This window comes from Meinhardsimonia xiamenensis (assembly GCF_900102905.1).
Taxonomy (GTDB): domain Bacteria; phylum Pseudomonadota; class Alphaproteobacteria; order Rhodobacterales; family Rhodobacteraceae; genus Meinhardsimonia; species Meinhardsimonia xiamenensis.
Map to the genome: position 1 here is coordinate 89999 of NZ_FNFV01000002.1, position 16091 is coordinate 106089.

The 16091-nt window shown below is 66.8% G+C and carries 17 protein-coding genes and 1 tRNA gene; 7 read left to right on the forward strand and 11 right to left on the reverse strand.

The genetic code is table 11. The features are described 5' to 3' along the window. Positions 1–3 precede the first annotated feature (3 nt). The 7 genes from BLQ14_RS04285 to BLQ14_RS04315 all read right to left on the reverse strand — a co-directional run bounded on the left by BLQ14_RS04285 (position 4) and on the right by BLQ14_RS04315 (position 7500). Complete coding sequence (locus BLQ14_RS04285) at positions 4–1191, reverse strand: ABC transporter permease (RefSeq protein WP_092498614.1); 1188 nt, start codon at positions 1189–1191, stop codon at positions 4–6. Positions 1192–1195: 4 nt separating this feature from the next. Further along, complete coding sequence (locus BLQ14_RS04290; RefSeq protein ID WP_176759527.1) at positions 1196–2815, reverse strand: ABC transporter permease; 1620 nt, start codon at positions 2813–2815, stop codon at positions 1196–1198. A 1-nt stretch (position 2816) separates the two neighbouring features. Continuing rightward, entirely contained in the window at positions 2817–3104 is a 288-nt protein-coding gene (locus BLQ14_RS04295) for a DUF1330 domain-containing protein (RefSeq protein WP_092498616.1), read from the reverse strand. Positions 3105–3165: 61 nt separating this feature from the next. Then, positions 3166–4266, reverse strand: coding sequence for an extracellular solute-binding protein (locus tag BLQ14_RS04300; protein WP_092498618.1), 1101 nt, complete (start codon positions 4264–4266; stop codon positions 3166–3168). A gap of 59 nt (positions 4267–4325) precedes the next feature. Further along, positions 4326–5426, reverse strand: coding sequence for an ABC transporter ATP-binding protein (locus BLQ14_RS04305; RefSeq protein WP_092498620.1), 1101 nt, complete (start codon positions 5424–5426; stop codon positions 4326–4328). Positions 5427–5662: 236 nt separating this feature from the next. Further along, positions 5663–7069 carry a type I glutamate--ammonia ligase gene (glnA, locus tag BLQ14_RS04310; RefSeq protein WP_092498622.1) on the reverse strand — a complete coding sequence of 469 codons (1407 nt, stop codon included), beginning with the start codon at positions 7067–7069 and terminating at the stop codon, positions 5663–5665. A gap of 92 nt (positions 7070–7161) precedes the next feature. Next, positions 7162–7500 carry a P-II family nitrogen regulator gene (locus BLQ14_RS04315; RefSeq protein WP_092498624.1) on the reverse strand — a complete coding sequence of 113 codons (339 nt, stop codon included), beginning with the start codon at positions 7498–7500 and terminating at the stop codon, positions 7162–7164. 187 nt (positions 7501–7687) lie between these two features. Between BLQ14_RS04315 and BLQ14_RS04320 the strand changes: the two genes are divergently transcribed. Further along, positions 7688–9235, forward strand: coding sequence for an NAD(P)H-hydrate dehydratase (locus BLQ14_RS04320; protein ID WP_092498626.1), 1548 nt, complete (start codon positions 7688–7690; stop codon positions 9233–9235). 37 nt (positions 9236–9272) lie between these two features. On the opposite strand, the gene BLQ14_RS04325 is transcribed toward BLQ14_RS04320, so the two are convergent. Then, complete coding sequence (locus BLQ14_RS04325; RefSeq protein ID WP_092498628.1) at positions 9273–9494, reverse strand: Hint domain-containing protein; 222 nt, start codon at positions 9492–9494, stop codon at positions 9273–9275. 213 nt (positions 9495–9707) lie between these two features. Between BLQ14_RS04325 and BLQ14_RS04330 the strand changes: the two genes are divergently transcribed. The 4 genes from BLQ14_RS04330 to BLQ14_RS04345 all read left to right on the forward strand — a co-directional run bounded on the left by BLQ14_RS04330 (position 9708) and on the right by BLQ14_RS04345 (position 12634). Next, positions 9708–9792, forward strand: a tRNA-Leu gene (locus BLQ14_RS04330). Between the two features lie 37 nt (positions 9793–9829). Then, positions 9830–11158: a trigger factor gene (gene tig / locus BLQ14_RS04335; protein WP_092498630.1), complete on the forward strand. Its 1329-nt coding sequence runs from the start codon at positions 9830–9832 to the stop codon at positions 11156–11158. A 178-nt stretch (positions 11159–11336) separates the two neighbouring features. Next, positions 11337–12287, forward strand: coding sequence for a DnaJ C-terminal domain-containing protein (locus BLQ14_RS04340; RefSeq protein ID WP_092498632.1), 951 nt, complete (start codon positions 11337–11339; stop codon positions 12285–12287). Further along, complete coding sequence (locus BLQ14_RS04345; protein ID WP_092498634.1) at positions 12284–12634, forward strand: hypothetical protein; 351 nt, start codon at positions 12284–12286, stop codon at positions 12632–12634. Before BLQ14_RS04340 ends, BLQ14_RS04345 begins: the two co-directional genes overlap by 4 nt. A 103-nt stretch (positions 12635–12737) precedes the next feature. On the opposite strand, the gene rplI is transcribed toward BLQ14_RS04345, so the two are convergent. The 3 genes from rplI to rpsF are packed head-to-tail and all read right to left on the reverse strand — an operon-like array spanning position 12738 to position 13982. Next, complete coding sequence (rplI, locus tag BLQ14_RS04350; protein ID WP_092498636.1) at positions 12738–13376, reverse strand: 50S ribosomal protein L9; 639 nt, start codon at positions 13374–13376, stop codon at positions 12738–12740. A gap of 14 nt (positions 13377–13390) precedes the next feature. After that, positions 13391–13618 (reverse strand): 30S ribosomal protein S18, encoded by a 228-nt coding sequence (rpsR, locus tag BLQ14_RS04355; protein ID WP_092498638.1) that lies wholly within the window; start codon positions 13616–13618, stop codon positions 13391–13393. 19 nt (positions 13619–13637) lie between these two features. Continuing rightward, positions 13638–13982: a 30S ribosomal protein S6 gene (rpsF, locus tag BLQ14_RS04360; RefSeq protein WP_092498640.1), complete on the reverse strand. Its 345-nt coding sequence runs from the start codon at positions 13980–13982 to the stop codon at positions 13638–13640. Positions 13983–14295: 313 nt separating this feature from the next. Here rpsF and BLQ14_RS04365 point away from each other — a divergent pair, with 313 nt between their 5' ends. Continuing rightward, positions 14296–15024, forward strand: coding sequence for a hypothetical protein (locus BLQ14_RS04365; protein WP_092498642.1), 729 nt, complete (start codon positions 14296–14298; stop codon positions 15022–15024). Between the two features lie 96 nt (positions 15025–15120). After that, positions 15121–16068 (forward strand): ACP S-malonyltransferase, encoded by a 948-nt coding sequence (fabD, locus tag BLQ14_RS04370; protein ID WP_092498644.1) that lies wholly within the window; start codon positions 15121–15123, stop codon positions 16066–16068. The last annotated feature ends 23 nt before the right edge of the window (positions 16069–16091 follow it).

Genomic DNA, 16091 nt, shown 5'->3' on the forward strand with positions numbered 1-16091 from the left:
GGCTTAGCCCGGCGACATCCCCCTCAGCCGCTCGGAACGCCGGCGCAGTAGCTCCACCGTTGTCAGAAGCAGGATCGACAGCGTCACAAGGATCGTGGCCACCGCGAGAATCGTCGGCGAGATCTGCTCCCTCAGCCCGGTGAACATCTGCCAGGGCAGCGTCTTCTGCCCCGCGGAGCCCACGAAGAGCACCACCACGACCTCGTCGAATGAGGTGATGAAGGCAAACAGCGCGCCCGAGATCACGCCGGGCAGGATGAGCGGCATCTGCACGCGGAAGAAGGTGCGCACCGGCCCCGCGCCCATGCTCGCCGAGGCGCGGGTGAGCGATTCGTCAAACCCCACCAGCGTTGCCGTGACGGTGATGATGACGAAGGGGATGCCCAGCGCGGCATGGGCCAGCACGACGCCCGCGTAGGTGCCCTGCAGCCCGATGCGCGAGTAGAAGAAGTACATGCCGGCGGCCGAGATGATCAGCGGCACGATCATCGGGCTGATGAGGATCGCCATGATCGCGCGGCGGAAGGGCACATGCGGGCGCGACAGCCCTATCGCGGCGAGCGTGCCCAGCGAGACGGAAAGCAGCGTCGCCGCCGGCGCGATCCGCACCGAGTTGCGCAGCGCCTGCTGCCAGTCGGGGTTGGTGAAGAAGTCGCGGTAGTGCCTGAGCGAGTAGCCTTCGGGGTCGAGCGCGAGCATCTTCGGCGTGAAGGTGAAGAACTCCTCGGCGTTGAAGCTCAAGGGGATCACCACGATGATCGGGGCGATCAGGAAGAAGAAGATCAGCCCGCAGATGAAGAGATAGCTGTTGTGCCAGAGCACCTGCAGGGGCGTGGCGTAAACCGGCACGCCCGCCCGGTAGCGCCCCGAGTGGAGCCACAGCGCGAACCACCCCATCACCAGCCCGATCACGCCGCCGGCGACAAGGCCGGTGGTGCCGCCGCTCAGAAGGCCTCCGAGCGCATAGACCGCCGCCGTCGCCCATTTCCCGCGCCTGCGGTCGGGCAGGAAGCGCGCGAGCACCCAGGCGGTCGCCGCGCCAATGGCGGCTCCGGCGACGAGCCCTGCCAGCACCATGTCATTGGCCGAGCCGGCGAGCAGGCCGAAGAAGCCGCCAAGTGCCGCCGTGAGCGGGATGGTGAAGCCGGTGAGGCTGGGGGAGGTTCCGCGCGGGGTCACGATGGTTGTCATGGGGTCACCCGAGGCTCACGTTGTCGATGCCCACGATGCGGTCGTAGAGCCAGTAGAGGATCAGCACCACGCCCAGAAGGATCGTGCCGAGCGCGGCGGCCAGCCCCCAGTTGAGCGAGCTGGAGATGTGATAGGCGATCCGGTTGGAGATGAAGGTGCCCGAGGTGCCGCCCACGAGCTCCGGCGTGATGTAGTAGCCGATGGCAAGGATGAAGACGAGGATCGAGCCCGCACCGATCCCCGGCACCGACTGCGGGAAATAGACCCGCCAGAAGGCCGTCCAGTTGGTGGCGCCAAGGCTCTTCGCCGCCCGCATGTAGGAGGGCGGGATCGTCTTCATCACCGAATAGAGCGGCAGGATCATGAACGGCAGCAGGATGTGCGTCATGGCGATGATCGTGCCGGTCTGGTTGTTGATGAGGATGAGGCGGTTGGCATCATCCACCAACCCCAGCCAGACGAGGATGTCGTTGATCACCCCCTGCTGCTGGAGGAGCACCTTCCAGGCCGAGGTGCGCACCAGAAGCGAGGTCCAGAAGGGCAGGAGCACCAGGATCATCAGGATGTTCGAGGTGCGCAGCGGCAGGCTCGACAGCAGATACGCCACCGGATAGCCCAAGAGGATGCACGCCCCGGTGATCACGAGGCTCATGAACAGCGTGCGGTTGAACAGCATCACGTAGATCTGCTGCTCCTCGGGCTGCTTCTCGATGCCGTGGGGTGTGAGCTTGAGGTCAACCGCGGCGAGGAAATAGCCCGGCGTGTAGGGCGGCGAGAAGGTCTGGATCACGCCCCAGACTTCGGGGTCGCCCCAGTCCTTGTCAGCCTTGAGGAACTGCTCCTTGATCGAGACGGTCTCGAAACCGCCCACGGCCGCGGCAGCGGCGGCGAGGCGGTCCGCGCCGGGGCCGTTGTAGGCCGAAACGTCGGCCCCGCGCGCCAGATCGCGGTAGAGCATGGTGAAGACGAAATCGGCTGGCGTCTCCTCCGCCGGGTCGTCGCCCTCGTTCTCGAGAATCCTGAGCCAGCTTTGCCAGGCGGAAGCGGTCTCGGGCAGGACGCTCTCGATGCCCGGTGCGCTCATCATCTCCATCCAGGCCGCGCCGTCCTTCCAGGCCGGGTCCAGCGCGGCGAACTGGTCGGCGTAGATGTCGGTGTCGAAGCGCCCGACCCGGCGGCCGGTCTTGCGGAACAGCGAGGACATTCCCGTCATCTCGTAATTGAGGCGGGTGCCGAGGCGGGTGTGGGTCTTGAGCGCCACCGCCTCGGAGAGATCGACGTAGAAGGCGGCAAATACATCCTCGCCCGGTGCCTCGCCGCTGGAATAGTCCCAGTCCTCGAGTGCTGCGACGGTGCGCGGCAGCGTGTCGGCGACGATCTGGTTTTCCACCGAGCGGAACAGCATGTCCGCGATCGGGGCGATGAAGCTGACCAGAACGAAGATCAGGAGAGGCGCCACCAGCCCCAGCGCCCTGAGCTTCTCGCGCCTGAGTGCCCGGCGCAGGCTGGCCTTCAGCGGCCGCCCGTCGGCGGCGACGATCGGGCCTTCACCCTTGACCAGATGCAGCGCGTCATCCGGCGTCGGCGCGTCCATGGTGTTGGGGTCTGTGGCTGGAACCTTCATCTCAGGTGCCTTCAACGACGACGATCACGCTCTCGGCGTTGTCCTTGCGGATCTGCGCGACCTCCTGATAGGCCGGGTCGTGATAGGCCCGGAGCGCGGTCTCGTAGTCGGGAAATTCGATGATGACGTGACGGTCGAGGCATTCGCCCTCAACCGTTTCGGAGCGCCCGCCGCGCACGATGAAGCGTCCGCCGAGTCCTTCGAGAATGGGCGTGTCGCGCTCCACGTACTCGCGGTAGGCCTCGGGGTTCTTCACGGTGATATGGGCGATGATGTAGCCCTTGGGCATGGGTGCGCTCCCCTTGGGGTGGGGCAGGCAGTGCTGCCTGCCCCGGTTTTGCGTCAGGCGATCACTTCGCCAGCCAGGCCTGGAACTTGGCGTCCAGATCGTCGCGGTAGTCCGCCCACCACTCGTAGTTGTAGAGCAGCGTGTTCTTGGCGTTCTCCGGGTCGGTCGGCATGTGCGGCTTCATGTGGTCGGGCACGAGCGGTGCCGAGGACTTCCGCGCCGGGCCGTAGGAGATGTACTTGGCCTGATCCGCCAGCCGCTGGGTGTCGGTGGCGAAATAGACGAAGTCGAGCGCGCGGGCGAGACGATCCTCGGGCAGGCCGTTCGGGATGATCCAGCCGTCGAGGTCGAACACCTGCATGTCCCACAGCATCTTCACCGGCTGCTTCTGGTTGACGATGAGGTCAAACAGGCGGCCGTTGTAGGTGGAGCCGATCACAACCTCGCCATCGGCCAGAAGCTGCGGCGTGTCGGCGCCGGCCGACCACCAGATCACCTGATCCTTGATGGTGTCGAGCTTGGCGAAGGCGCGCGCCTGGCCTTCCTCGGTCTCGAGGACGTCGTAGATGTCTTCCTTGGCCACGCCGTCGCAATAGAGCGCCCACTCGAGGTTGTTGATCGGGCGCTTCTCGAGGCTGCGCTTGCCGGGGAAGGTCTCGAGATCGAAGACGTCGCAGACGTCATCGGGCTCCTTGCCGCCCCATTCGGCAACGTCGGTGCGGTAGCCGAAGGTGGTGGAGTAGACGATCTGCGGGATGAAGCATTCCGAGACGATCAGCTCGCCGAAGTCCTCCGAGGCAGGCGTGCCGTCAGGCGCCGGGGCGAGCATCTTGTCATGGTCGATCTCCATCGCCAGGCCCTCGTCGCAAAGGCGGATGGCGTCGGAGGCGACCACGTCGACCACGTCCCAGGTGATGTTTCCGGCCTCGTTCATGGCGCGCAGCTTGGCCACAGCCTCGGCGGAGCTTTCATCCCAGATGATCTCCACCTTCGGGTGCATCGCCTTGTAGGGCTCGGCATAGGCCTTGACCTGGCTGTTCTGGTAGGCGCCGCCCCAGCTGACCAGCACCAGTTTGTTCGACATCATGCCGTGGCTGGCGGCGAACGCCGCCCCGCCGATGGCCGTCGCAGCGGCGGTGGCCAGAAGTATCTTGCGTTTCATGGTCTTCCTCTCCTTGTCAGACTCTCGGGTTTCGTGATGGCGCGCGGCCGCGGATGCGGTCACGCGTCCAGCGCCCGGCAATCCTGCGGGCGCCAGCCGACCTCGATCACCTCGCCGGGCTTCAGCCGGCGCTGATCGGGGGCATTGCGTGTCTTGATGATGAAGTTCTCGTTGCCGGCGACGTTGAGCCGGGTGCGGTAGATGTCGCCCATGTAGATGAACTCAAGCACCTCCGCCCTGACCGTGTGCGCATCGGGCGGCATGCGCTCGGGATTGTATTCCACCCGCTCGGGGCGGATGGAAACGCGGGTGCGCTCGCCGACCTTGTTGACGTTCACCGGCACCGCATCAATCAGCTCGCCATGGTCGAGCCGCACGCGGGCAATGCCGTTCTCGATGGCCTCGATGGTGCCCTCGAGCGTGTTGTTCTCGCCGATGAACTGGGCGACGAAACTGTTCTGCGGCTCTTCGTAGAGCACGTCGGGCGGGTCGAGCTGCTGGATGACGCCATCGTTGAACACCGCCACCCGGTCGGACATCGTCAGCGCCTCGGTCTGGTCGTGGGTGACATAGACCACGGTGATGCCGAGCCGCTCGTGCAGGTGCTTGATCTCGAACTGCATGTGCTCGCGCAGCTGCTTGTCGAGCGCGCCCAGTGGCTCGTCCATCAGCACGAGCTCGGGCTCGAAGACGAGCGCGCGCGCAAGCGCGATGCGCTGCTGCTGGCCGCCCGAAAGCTGTGCGGGCCGGCGCCCGCCGAACTCGCCCATCTGCACCATGTCGAGCGCGCGCTTGACCTTTTCCTCGCGCGTCGCCTTGTCCATCCCGCGCACCTCGAGCGGGAAGGAAAGGTTTTCCGCCACCGTCATGTGCGGGAACAGCGCGTAGTTCTGGAACACCATGCCGATGCCGCGCTTGTGGGGCGGGATGTTGTTGATGGAAACGCCGCCGAGCCGGATGTCGCCGTGCGTGGCGGTCTCGAAACCGGCCAGCATCATCAGGCAGGTGGTCTTGCCCGAACCCGACGGCCCAAGCATCGTGAGGAACTCGCCCTTGCCGATCGACAGGTTGAGATCCTTCACGACGAGCGTCTCGCCGTCGTAGCTTTTTTGCACGCGCTCGAAGACGACGAATGCGTCGTCGCTTGCCTCTGCCGCCAATGTACCCCCCTTCTCAGGCCGTCGGGCGCAGGCCCGCTTCCCTTGCTCTCGCCCGCCAATCCAAACAAAACTGGCGGGCTCTTGCAACCGTATGTTCCGGGGGAGGACGTCGTGGGGGCGCAGAAGCGACCGATTTCAGGGCACTTGCGACCGGAAAGGCGCCGCTGACGGACCATCGGCAAAAAAAGAGGGGCGCCACGATGGGCGCCCCCGCAGGCGATGTCGACGCCGATGCCTCAGCAGCTGTAGTACATCTTGAACTCGATCGGGTGCGGCGTGTGCTCGAAGGCGTAGATCTCTTCCCACTTGAGCTCCATGTAGCCCTCGATCTGATCCTTGGTGAACACGTCGCCCGCAAGCAGGAAGTCGTGATCGGCAGCAAGGCTGTCGATCGCTTCGCGCAGGGACGCGCAGACGGTCGGGATGCCCTCGAGCTCCTCGGGCGGCAGGTCGTAGAGATCCTTGTCCATCGCCGGGCCCGGATCGATCTTGTTGCGGATGCCGTCGAGGCCGGCCATCAGAAGTGCGGAGAAGCACAGGTAGGGGTTGGCGGAAGGATCGGGGAACCGCGCCTCGACGCGCTTGGCCTTGGGGTTCTCCGTCCACGGAATGCGCACGCAGCCCGAGCGGTTGCGGGCCGAGTAGGCGCGCAGCACCGGCGCCTCGAAGCCGGGGATCAGGCGCTTGTAGGAGTTGGTCGAGGGGTTGGTGAAGGCGTTGAGAGTCTTGGCGTGCTTGAGGATGCCGCCAATGAACCACAGCGCTTCCTGGCTCAGATCGGCATACTTGTCGCCGGCGAAGAGCGGCTTGCCGTCCTTCCAGATCGACATGTTCACATGCATGCCGGTGCCGTTGTCGCCCGCGATCGGCTTGGGCATGAAGGTTGCCGTCTTGCCGTAGGCCTGGGCGACGTTGTGGATGACGTACTTGTATTTCTGAAGCTCGTCCGCTTGGCGGGTCAGGCTGTCGAAGATGAGCCCGAGCTCGTGCTGGCAGGAAGCCACCTCGTGGTGGTGCTTGTCCACCTTCATGCCCATCCGCTTCATCGTCGAGAGCATCTCGGAGCGGATGTCCTGCCCGTCATCGACCGGCGGCACCGGGAAGTAGCCGCCCTTGACGCCGGGGCGGTGGCCCATGTTGCCCATCTCGTATTCGGTGTCGGTGTTCCAGGCGGCATCGATTGCATCGACCTGGTAGGACACCTTGTTCATGGTGACGGCGAAGCGGACGTCATCGAACAGGAAGAATTCCGCCTCCGGGCCGAAATAGGCCACATCGCCGATGCCGGAGGACTTGAGATAGGCCTCGGCCTTCTGAGCGGTGCCGCGCGGGTCGCGCTCATAGCGCTCGCCGGTGTCGGGCTCGACCACCGAGCAGTGCACGCACATGGTCTTCTCGGCGAAGAACGGGTCGAGATAGGCCGACTCCGCGTCGGGCATCAGCTTCATGTCCGACTGGTCGATCGACTTCCAGCCGGCGATGGAGGAGCCGTCGAACATGAAGCCTTCCTCGAAGAAGTCCTCGTCGACCTGATCGGCCAGCACGGTGACGTGCTGCAGCTTGCCGCGCGGGTCGGTGAAGCGCAGGTCGACGTATTCGACCTCCTCGTCCTTGATTGTCTTGAGAACGTCAGCATTGCTCATTTGCGTGACCTTTCCTTCCCTTTCGAGAGATCGTCGGCGCGGGGCGCCGGGGTTTTCAGTCTGTCTGGCCGCGGTGGCGACGGACGCCTTCTTCAGAGCGCGTCCTCGCCGGTCTCGCCGGTGCGGATGCGCACCGCCTGCTCGACTGGCGAGACGAAGATCTTTCCGTCGCCGATCTTGTCGGTGCGGGCCGCCGCGATGATGGCCTCGATGGCGGTGTCGACGAGATCGTCCGGCATGACCACCTCGATCTTCACCTTCGGCAGGAAGTCCACCACATACTCGGCGCCCCGGTAGAGCTCGGTATGGCCCTTCTGGCGGCCGAAGCCCTTCACCTCGATGACGCTGAGGCCCTGCACGCCGATTTCCTGCAGGGCTTCCTTCACCTCGTCGAGCTTGAACGGCTTGATGATCGCCTCGACCTTCTTCATGCGCCCGCTCCCTGGCCACTTTCAGTCTGTCGGAGCAGGTCAGACCACTTCACGCCGGTGCCGACAATTCGCTAGGCTGTCGCAGCGCGGCGCGCGGCGAGGATTCCGGGATGAGTGCACAAAAAATGTGCAGGATGCCCGGAAAAAGGACGAATTGTGAACGGACAGGCTGCAGGGAGCCGCAGGAATGGGCGAATTGCTGACGGCAGCGCAGATGCGCGCGGTGGAAGTCGCGGCGATGGCGAGCGGCGCGGTCACCGGGCTTGAGCTGATGGAGCGGGCCGGGCGCGGGGTGGTCGGGACGGCCTTCGCGCGCTGGCCCGAGCTTGCCGTGGCGCCGCGCCGCGGGCTGGTTCTCGCGGGGCCGGGCAACAACGGCGGCGACGGCTATGTTGTGGCGCGGCTTCTGCGAGAGTGGGGCTGGGAGGTTGAGGTTTTCGCCCTTGGTGAGCCCGAACGGCTGAAGGGCGACGCGCAGGCCAACCATGCGCGCTGGCGCGAGATGGGCGGGGCGGTGCGGCCTCTGGCCGAGCTCGGGGCGGGGCTTGAAGAATCTCCGGCGGTGGTCATCGATGCGCTCTTCGGAACCGGGCTCGCGCGCCCCCTGACCGGGTCGGTGGCCGAAGCGATTCGCGCTGTCGCGGCCTGGCGTGGCGAGGGGGGGCGCGATGGGCGGGTGGTGGCCGTCGACATCCCCTCGGGGATTTGCGCCGACAGCGGCCGGGTGCTGGGGGCGGCGATGCACTGCGACCTCACGGTGAGCTTTCATGCGCCGAAGCTCGGGCATTACCTCGCCGAGGGGCCGGCGCATGCCGGGTGGCTCGAAGTCGCCGACATCGGCATCGGTGCCTGGGCGGCGGGGGCGGGGGAGTGCGTGCAGCTTGTCGAGCTGACGGCGCCGGTGCGAGAGCTCGCCAAGACCGGCGGGCACAAATACCACCACGGCCATGCGCTGGTGCTTTCAGGCGGGGTGGGCCGTGGCGGGGCGGCGCGCATGGCGGCGCGGGCGGCGCTGCGCGTCGGCGCGGGGCTGGTGACGCTCGGCTGCCCGCCGGCGGCGATGATCGAGAATGCCGCGCGGCTCGAGGCGGTGATGTTGCGGCCGGTGGCTGACGGAGAGGCGCTTGCCGCGCTGCTGGAAGACCCGCGCATCGACGCGCTCTGCCTTGGCCCGGGGCTCGGGCTCGGGCCGCGGGAGGGGGCGCTTGTGGCGGCCGCGCTCGATGCGGGCCGGGCGACGGTGCTCGATGCCGATGCGCTGACGATTCTCGCGCGTGAGCCGCGGCTGCGGGCGCGCGTGCACGGGCGCTGCGTGCTTACCCCGCATGAAGGAGAGTTCGCGCGGCTGTTTCCCGGGTTGGGCGCGCGGCTGCGGGCGGAGCCGGAGGCGGGGCCGGCCTTCTCCCGGCTCGACGCCGCGCGCGCGGCGGCGCGCGAGAGCGGCGCGGTGGTGCTGCTCAAGGGGCCCGATACCGTCATCGCCGCGCCCGATGGGCGGGCCTGGGTCCATGCCGCGGCCTATGCGCGCGCCGCGCCGTGGCTGGCGACGGCGGGCGCGGGCGATGTGCTGGCCGGTCTCATTGCCGGGCTTCTGGCGCGCGGGCTTGCCCCGGAGCGGGCGGCGTCGCTGGCAGCCTGGCTGCATGTGGAAGCGGCGCGGCGGGCAGGGGCGGGGATGATTGCCGAGGATCTGCCCGACCGCCTGCCGGAGGTTTTCTCCGCGCTCGGTCTCTGATCGGGCCTCAGTGAGACGCGGCCCGGACCTGGCCGGTTTAGGTGAAGACGAGGTGAAAACCCCCATCGCCTGCGGCGAGAGCGCGCAGCCTGCGGGCCCCTGCGCGGGTGACGATGTGCTCGCCGGGGGCGAGTGTCTCGACGGGCTTCGGCCCTTGGAGCGTCAGAACCCGTGTCCCCGGCGCGACGGCCTTGATCTCGCCTTCGCTCCAACTCGGGCTCACGGGCGTGACGACGGGCATCTCTCGGTCAATGTACATCCCGGCACCTCCTTCTGCGGCTTTCCGATGTCTTTCCCGCAGTTGCGGCAGAAATATGGCCATCAGGCGTTTTCTCTTTGCACCAGCGCGACGGGGGCTGAGCCGTCCGCGGGGACGCGGTTTTTCCTCTCGCATCCCTCAGAGGGCTTTGCTAGAAGGGCGCCGGTTTTCCGGGCCGCGCTTGTGCTGCCCGGGGGTGCTGACCCATGAGATGCGGGTGTGGCGGAACTGGCAGACGCACCAGATTTAGGTTCTGGCGCCGCAAGGCGTGGGGGTTCAAGTCCCTCCACCCGCACCAGACCCGCGATACCCAGAGGATGTGAAAAGGACGGAATATGCAGGTCACCGAGACCCTGAAGGAAGGCCTCAAGCGCGGCTACCAGATCAAGGTTACCGCCGAGGAACTGGAGGCCAAGGTTGTCGCCAAGCTCGAGGAGGCGCGGCCCCAGATCGAGATGAAGGGCTTCCGCAAGGGCAAGGTTCCCATGGCGCTTCTGCGCAAGCAGTTCGGGCCGCGCCTTATGGGCGAGGCGATGCAGGAGGCCGTGGACAGCGCCATGGCCAAGCACTTCGAGGAGACGGGCGACCGTCCCGCGTTCCAGCCCGAGGTGAAGCTTACCAACGAGGACTGGAAGGAGGGCGACGACATCGAGGTCTCCATGACCTACGAGGCGCTGCCCGAAATCCCCGAGGTCGAGTTCTCCAGGATCGAGATCGAGCGGATGGTGGTGAAGCCTTCCGATGAGGAGGTGGAGGACACGCTCAAGCGTCTGGCCGAGAACGCGCAGGAGTTCGAGGACAAGCCCGAAGGCGAGCCCGCCGAGAAGGGCGATCAGGTGGTGATCGACTTCGTGGGCAAGGTCGATGGCGAGGCGTTCGAGGGTGGCTCGGCGGAGGACTATCCGCTGGTGCTGGGCTCGGAGAGCTTCATTCCGGGTTTCGAGGAGCAGCTGATCGGCGCCAAGGCGGGTGACAAGGTGGACGTGAAGGTCACCTTCCCCGAGGATTACGGCGCGGAGCATCTCGCCGGCAAGGAAGCCGTCTTCGAATGCACCGTGAAGGCGGTGAAAAGGCCGGTGCCGGCGAAGATCGATGACGAGCTTGCCAAGCGTTACGGGGCGGAGAACCTCGAGGAGCTGAAGACGCGCATCCGCGACCAGCTCGCCGCGGAATACGCCAACGCCGCGCGCGCGGTGCTCAAGCGCCGGCTTCTCGACAAGCTCGACGAGATGGTCGATTTCGAGCTGCCGCCGACGCTTGTGGAGACCGAAGCCAAGCAGATCGCCCATCAGCTGTGGCACGAGGAGCACCCCGAGGTGCAGGGCCACGACCACCCCGAGGTCGAGCCCACCGAGGAGCACGAGAAGCTCGCCCGCCGGCGGGTGAAGCTGGGGCTGCTGCTGGCCGAGCTTGGCCGAAAGAACAAGATCGAGGTCACCGACCAGGAAATGACGCAGGCCGTGCTCAATCAGGCCCGACAGTATCCCGGGCAGGAGCGCGCCTTCTTCGAGTTCGTGCAGCAGAACCCGCAGGTTCAGCAGCAGATCCGCGCGCCGCTGTTCGAGGACAAGGTGGTGGATTTCATCCTCGAGCTCGCCAAGGTCGAGGAGCGCGAGGTCTCGAAGGACGAACTGGAGAAGGCCGTCGAAGCTCTCGAGGACTGAGCCACAGGGCCAGTCGGCGAATCCGCGGGCCGTCCCGATGGGGCGGCCCGTTTTTCTTTGTCCGGCCCCCTCGAAAATTCACCTAGACATGACAATATGTTGATCGACCTGCCGCGGGATTCTGCAGCGCAGAAACCATCGCGGCGCGAGAAACCGAATACAAGATCAGGGGGCAGACGTGAGTCTTGATCCATATGCGGCCCTCGGCGTGTCGAAGAACGCGACGGACGAGGAGATCAGGAAGGCCTACCGCAAGATCGTGAAGACGAGCCATCCGGACCTGCACCCGGATGACCCGGAGGCGGCCGAGCGGTTCAAGGCGGCCTCGGTGGCCTATGAACTTCTGAAGGACCCCGAGAAGCGTGCGCGCTACGACCGTGGCGAGATCGACGCCATGGGCCAGGAGAGACCCGAATATCACTACTACAAGCAGTATGCCGGTGCCCAGGGCAATCCGTATGCGCATGCGGGTGCCGGCGGGGCCGGATTCGAGGGTTTCGAGGACATCTCCGACATATTCGCCGAGATCCTGCGTGGCCGCGGCGACCGCGGCGCCTCGCGCTGGGGGTTCTCGACGCGTGAGGTGCATGCCCGCGGGGCGGACGTGCGTTACCGGCTGCAGGTGTCCTTCCTCGATGCGGCCAAGGGGGCGACCAAGAAGCTGCTGATGCCTGACGGCAAGTCGCTCGAGGTGAAGATCCCGGCCGGCATCCGCGACGGGCAGACGATCCGGCTGCGCGGCAAGGGCGAGCCGGGCATCGGCGAAGGGCCGCCGGGGGATGCGCTGATCACCATCGAGGTGGCGCCGCATCCCGTCTTCAAGCGCGAGGGCAGCGACATTCGCGTGGTGCTGCCGATCACCATCGATGAGGCAGTGCTGGGCGGCAAGGTGCCGGTGCCGACCATCGACGGCATGGTGAAGTTGTCGATCCCGAAGGGCGCCTCCTCCGGCCGGGTGCTGCGGATGAAGGGCCGCGGCATCAAGCCAGAGAAGGGCGGCAAGCCCGGCGATCAGCTCGTCGAACTGAAGATCGTGATGCCGCCGCAGATCGACGACGAGCTCGAGGCGTTCATGAAGACGTGGCGCGAGAAACACGCCTATGATCCGCGGAAGGGGATGAAGCCATGAGCCGGGTCTACAGCATCGAGGAGCTGGTCGCCGCCATTCCGGGATTGACGGTGGCGCGGCTGCGCCGGCTGGAGGCGAGCGAGGTGGTTCGGCCGATGATCACCGACGATGCGGCACCTGCCTATCGCGCGGTGGATCGTGCCCGCCTCGAGCTCGCCTGCCATCTTGGCGAGGTCTTCGACCTCAATGAGGATGCACTGGGACTGGTGATGGATCTGGTTGACCGGATGCACGGGCTTCACGCGGAGCTTGACGCGCTTCTTCGCGCCGTGGCCGAGCAGCCCGAGGCCGTGCGCCGGGAGCTTGGCGCAGCCTTCCTTCGTCACCGCTGGGGGCGCGTCGAGTAACCGGCGCCGCGCCGCAACAGGCGCCTGCCGGAAAGCGAAAGGGCCACCCGCTTGCGCGGGCGGCCCGTTCTTCTTGCAGTGGTTCCGATGGGGGCGGCAGCGCTCAGCGCTGCTCGACGTCGGGCTGCTCGCCGGTGTCGGGCGATTCGCCCTCGACCGTCTCGACGAGAAGCGACTCGGCCTCCTGCGCGGCACCGACATCCTCGAAGAGTTCGGCGATCTCGAATTCGGCCTCGCGGGCCTCTTCGGCCGCCAGTTCGGCCACCGTCTTTCCTGCGGCCTGAAGCTCGGCCTCATCGGGCGTGCGGGCGACGTTGAGGGTGATGGTCACCGACACCTCCGGGTGCAGGTTCACCGTCACCTCGTGCAGGCCCAGCTCCTTGATCGGGCGGTTGAGCACCACCTGGCGGCGGTCGATCGAGAAGCCGGCCTCGGTCGCGGCCTGGGCGGCGTCGCGCGTGGTCACCGAGCCATAAAGCGCCCCCGAATCGGAAGCCGAGCGGAGAATGACGAACTGCTGCCCGTCGAGCCGTTCGGCCAGCGCCTCGGCCTCCTTGCGGGTTTCGAGGTTGCGCGCCTCGAGCTGCGCCTTCTGCGCCTCGAAGACCTTGAGGTTTTCGGGCGTTGCGCGCAGCGCCTTCTTCTGGGGCAGAAGATAGTTGCGCGCGTAGCCGTCCTTGACGGAGACGACATCGCCCATCTGGCCCAGCTTGGCCACGCGTTCGAGAAGGATCACGTCCATGTCGCGGGCCTCCCTTACTTGATCACATAGGGAAGGAGCGCGAGGTAGCGGGCGCGCTTGATGGCGCGCGCAAGCTCACGCTGCTTCTTGGCGGATACCGCGGTGATGCGCGAGGGCACGATCTTGCCACGCTCGGAAATGTAGCGCTGCAGCAGCTTGGTGTCCTTGTAGTCGATCTTCGGCGCATTCTCGCCCGAGAAGGGGCAGACCTTGCGCCGGCGGAAGAACGGTCTTGCGGCCATGTTCCTGTCTCCTTCTCTCTCAGCGGCGCCGGTCGCGCTCGTCGCGCTTCTGCATCTGGATCGAGGGGCCCTCGTCGTGCTTGTCCACCTTCACGGTGAGCACGCGCATGACATCCTCGTGCAGCCGCATCAGCCGCTCCATCTCCTGCACCGCCGGCGCCGGAGCGTCGGTGCGCATGAAGGCGTAGTGGCCCTTGCGGTTCTTGTTGATCTTGTAGGCCATCGTCTTCAGGCCCCAGTACTCGCTGCCGACGACCTTGCCGCCGTTTTCCTGCAGGATGGAGCCGAAATGTTCGATCAGGCCCTCGGCCTGCGCGCCGGACAGATCCGGGCGCGCGATGAAGACATGCTCGTAAAGCGGCATGCGATCTCCGTCTCTCTTCGGGCGCGCTTCGCCGGGCGGGGGCTCGACCTTCCGCGTCCCGCCCTCGAGAGGCTGCGCCGATCGATGAAGTTGCGGAAGGATGGGGCCTTATACATCTCTCGGCCCGCGATGCAAGGCGGCGCGGCCCGTACACGGCTTGCATGGGCAGCTCGCGAGTGACCGACGAGGCAGCGGCCCGATTTACGCCGCGGAATTTCCGACAGCCTGACCGAAAGGCGCCGCGGCCGGGCCAGCATCGCAGGGCAGGCTGACGGGGTTTCTCAAGCGCATCTTGAACCGCGACGGATTGCCGATGTTGATCGAAACCGAAGACAGCCCGTGGATGATTCCCGCGCCGCCCCCGGCGCGCCGGATTCCGCGCCTGCATGTGGGAAAACGGCTGGGACGGGGCCTGGGCGTCAGCTCGCGCATCGCGGTGCGTGAGATGACGAGGGGCTATGTCATCGAACAGCCGCTCACGATCGTGCCGGTGACGCGGCACGATGTTCGTGCCGCCTGGGCCACGGGGGCGGCTGCCGCGGGGCTGGCGGCGCTCGGGTGGGGCGCGGTGCAGCTTGCACTGCCGGAGGCGGGCTGGAGCCGGGCCGGGCTGGTCGGCCTGCACGCCGGACTCGTGGGGGCGCTTGCCGGGCTTCTTTTAACCATGCGCGGCACGCTGCGTGTCGAGGTTGACACGCTGACGCGCCGCATCAGGGTCTGTCGGCTATGCGCAGTCGGCTCCCGCGTCCTGCTCGACCGCACCTTCGGCCCGGTTTCGGAGCTTGTGCTTCAGCGCCGGCGCAACGGGATGATGCGGCTGTGTCTGAAGGCCGGAGAGGGCGACCGAGCCGGCTGGCAGGTTCTGGCGGTTGGCGAGGAGGACGTCTTGCGGGGGCTGCACCGGCGCATCGCGCGCGACTTCCTGCCGCCCGAGGCGCGTGTTGCAGCGGCAGTCCCATCGCCGGCGTCGCGGCGGTCGATGGCATTTCCGCTGCTTGGCCCGCACGAGCTGCGACTCGGAGGCCGGCCGAGCGCGGGCTGACCCGTCGTCTGGCCGTGGCGCGGCGTGCCGGGAGATTGCAGTGACGGCGCGCATTGGCTATCGGAGGGCGCCACACGAGCCGCGAAGGAGACTGCCATGAGCCGAGCCTTCCTGTTTCCGGGCCAGGGGGCCCAGACCGTTGGCATGGGGCGCGACATCGCCGAGGCCTATCCGGCCGCGCGGGCGGTGTTCGACGAGGTGGATGAGGCGCTGGGCGAGAAGCTTTCGGCGCTGATCTGGGAAGGCGATCAGGAAACGCTGACCCTGACCGAGAACGCCCAGCCGGCGCTCATGGCAACCTCCATGGCGGTCATGGCGGCGCTGGCCGAGGAGGGCGTGACCATCGAGGCGGCGGCCTATGTGGCCGGTCATTCGCTGGGCGAATACTCCGCCCTTGCCGCGGCCGGTGCGCTGACGGTGGCGGACGCGGCGCGGCTCCTGCGCATCCGCGGCCGGGCGATGCAGGAGGCGGTGCCGGTGGGCGTCGGCGCCATGGCGGCGATTCTGGGGCTGGACCTCGAGGCGGTACGCAAGGTGGCCAGCGAGGCCTCGGACAGGCACCATGTCTGCGAGGTAGCCAACGACAACGACCCGGCACAGGTGGTTGTCTCGGGGCACCGTGAGGCGGTGGAGAAAGCGGTGGAACTGGCCAAGGCCGCCGGGGCGAAGCGGGCCGTGGTGCTGCCCGTCTCGGCACCGTTCCATTGCTCGCTCATGGCGCCTGCGGCCGAGGTAATGGCCGAAGCTCTGAGCAAGGTGGATATCGCGCCCCCGAAAGTGCCGGTGATCGCCAATGTGCGGGCGGCGCCGGTGGATGACCCGACCCTCATCCGTGCCCTGCTCGTGGAGCAGGTCACGGGAATGGTGCGCTGGCGCGAATCGGTGATGTGGATGGCCGCGCACGGCGTGACCGAGACCTGGGAGATCGGCGCCGGCAAGGCGCTTTCGGGCATGGTTCGGCGGATCGACCGTTCGATCACCACCCGGACGGTGGGGACCGTCGACGAGGTGAAGGCGGCAGCTGCAAGCCTCACCCAGGGCTGAGGGCGTCGTGGGGCGTCTGGGGC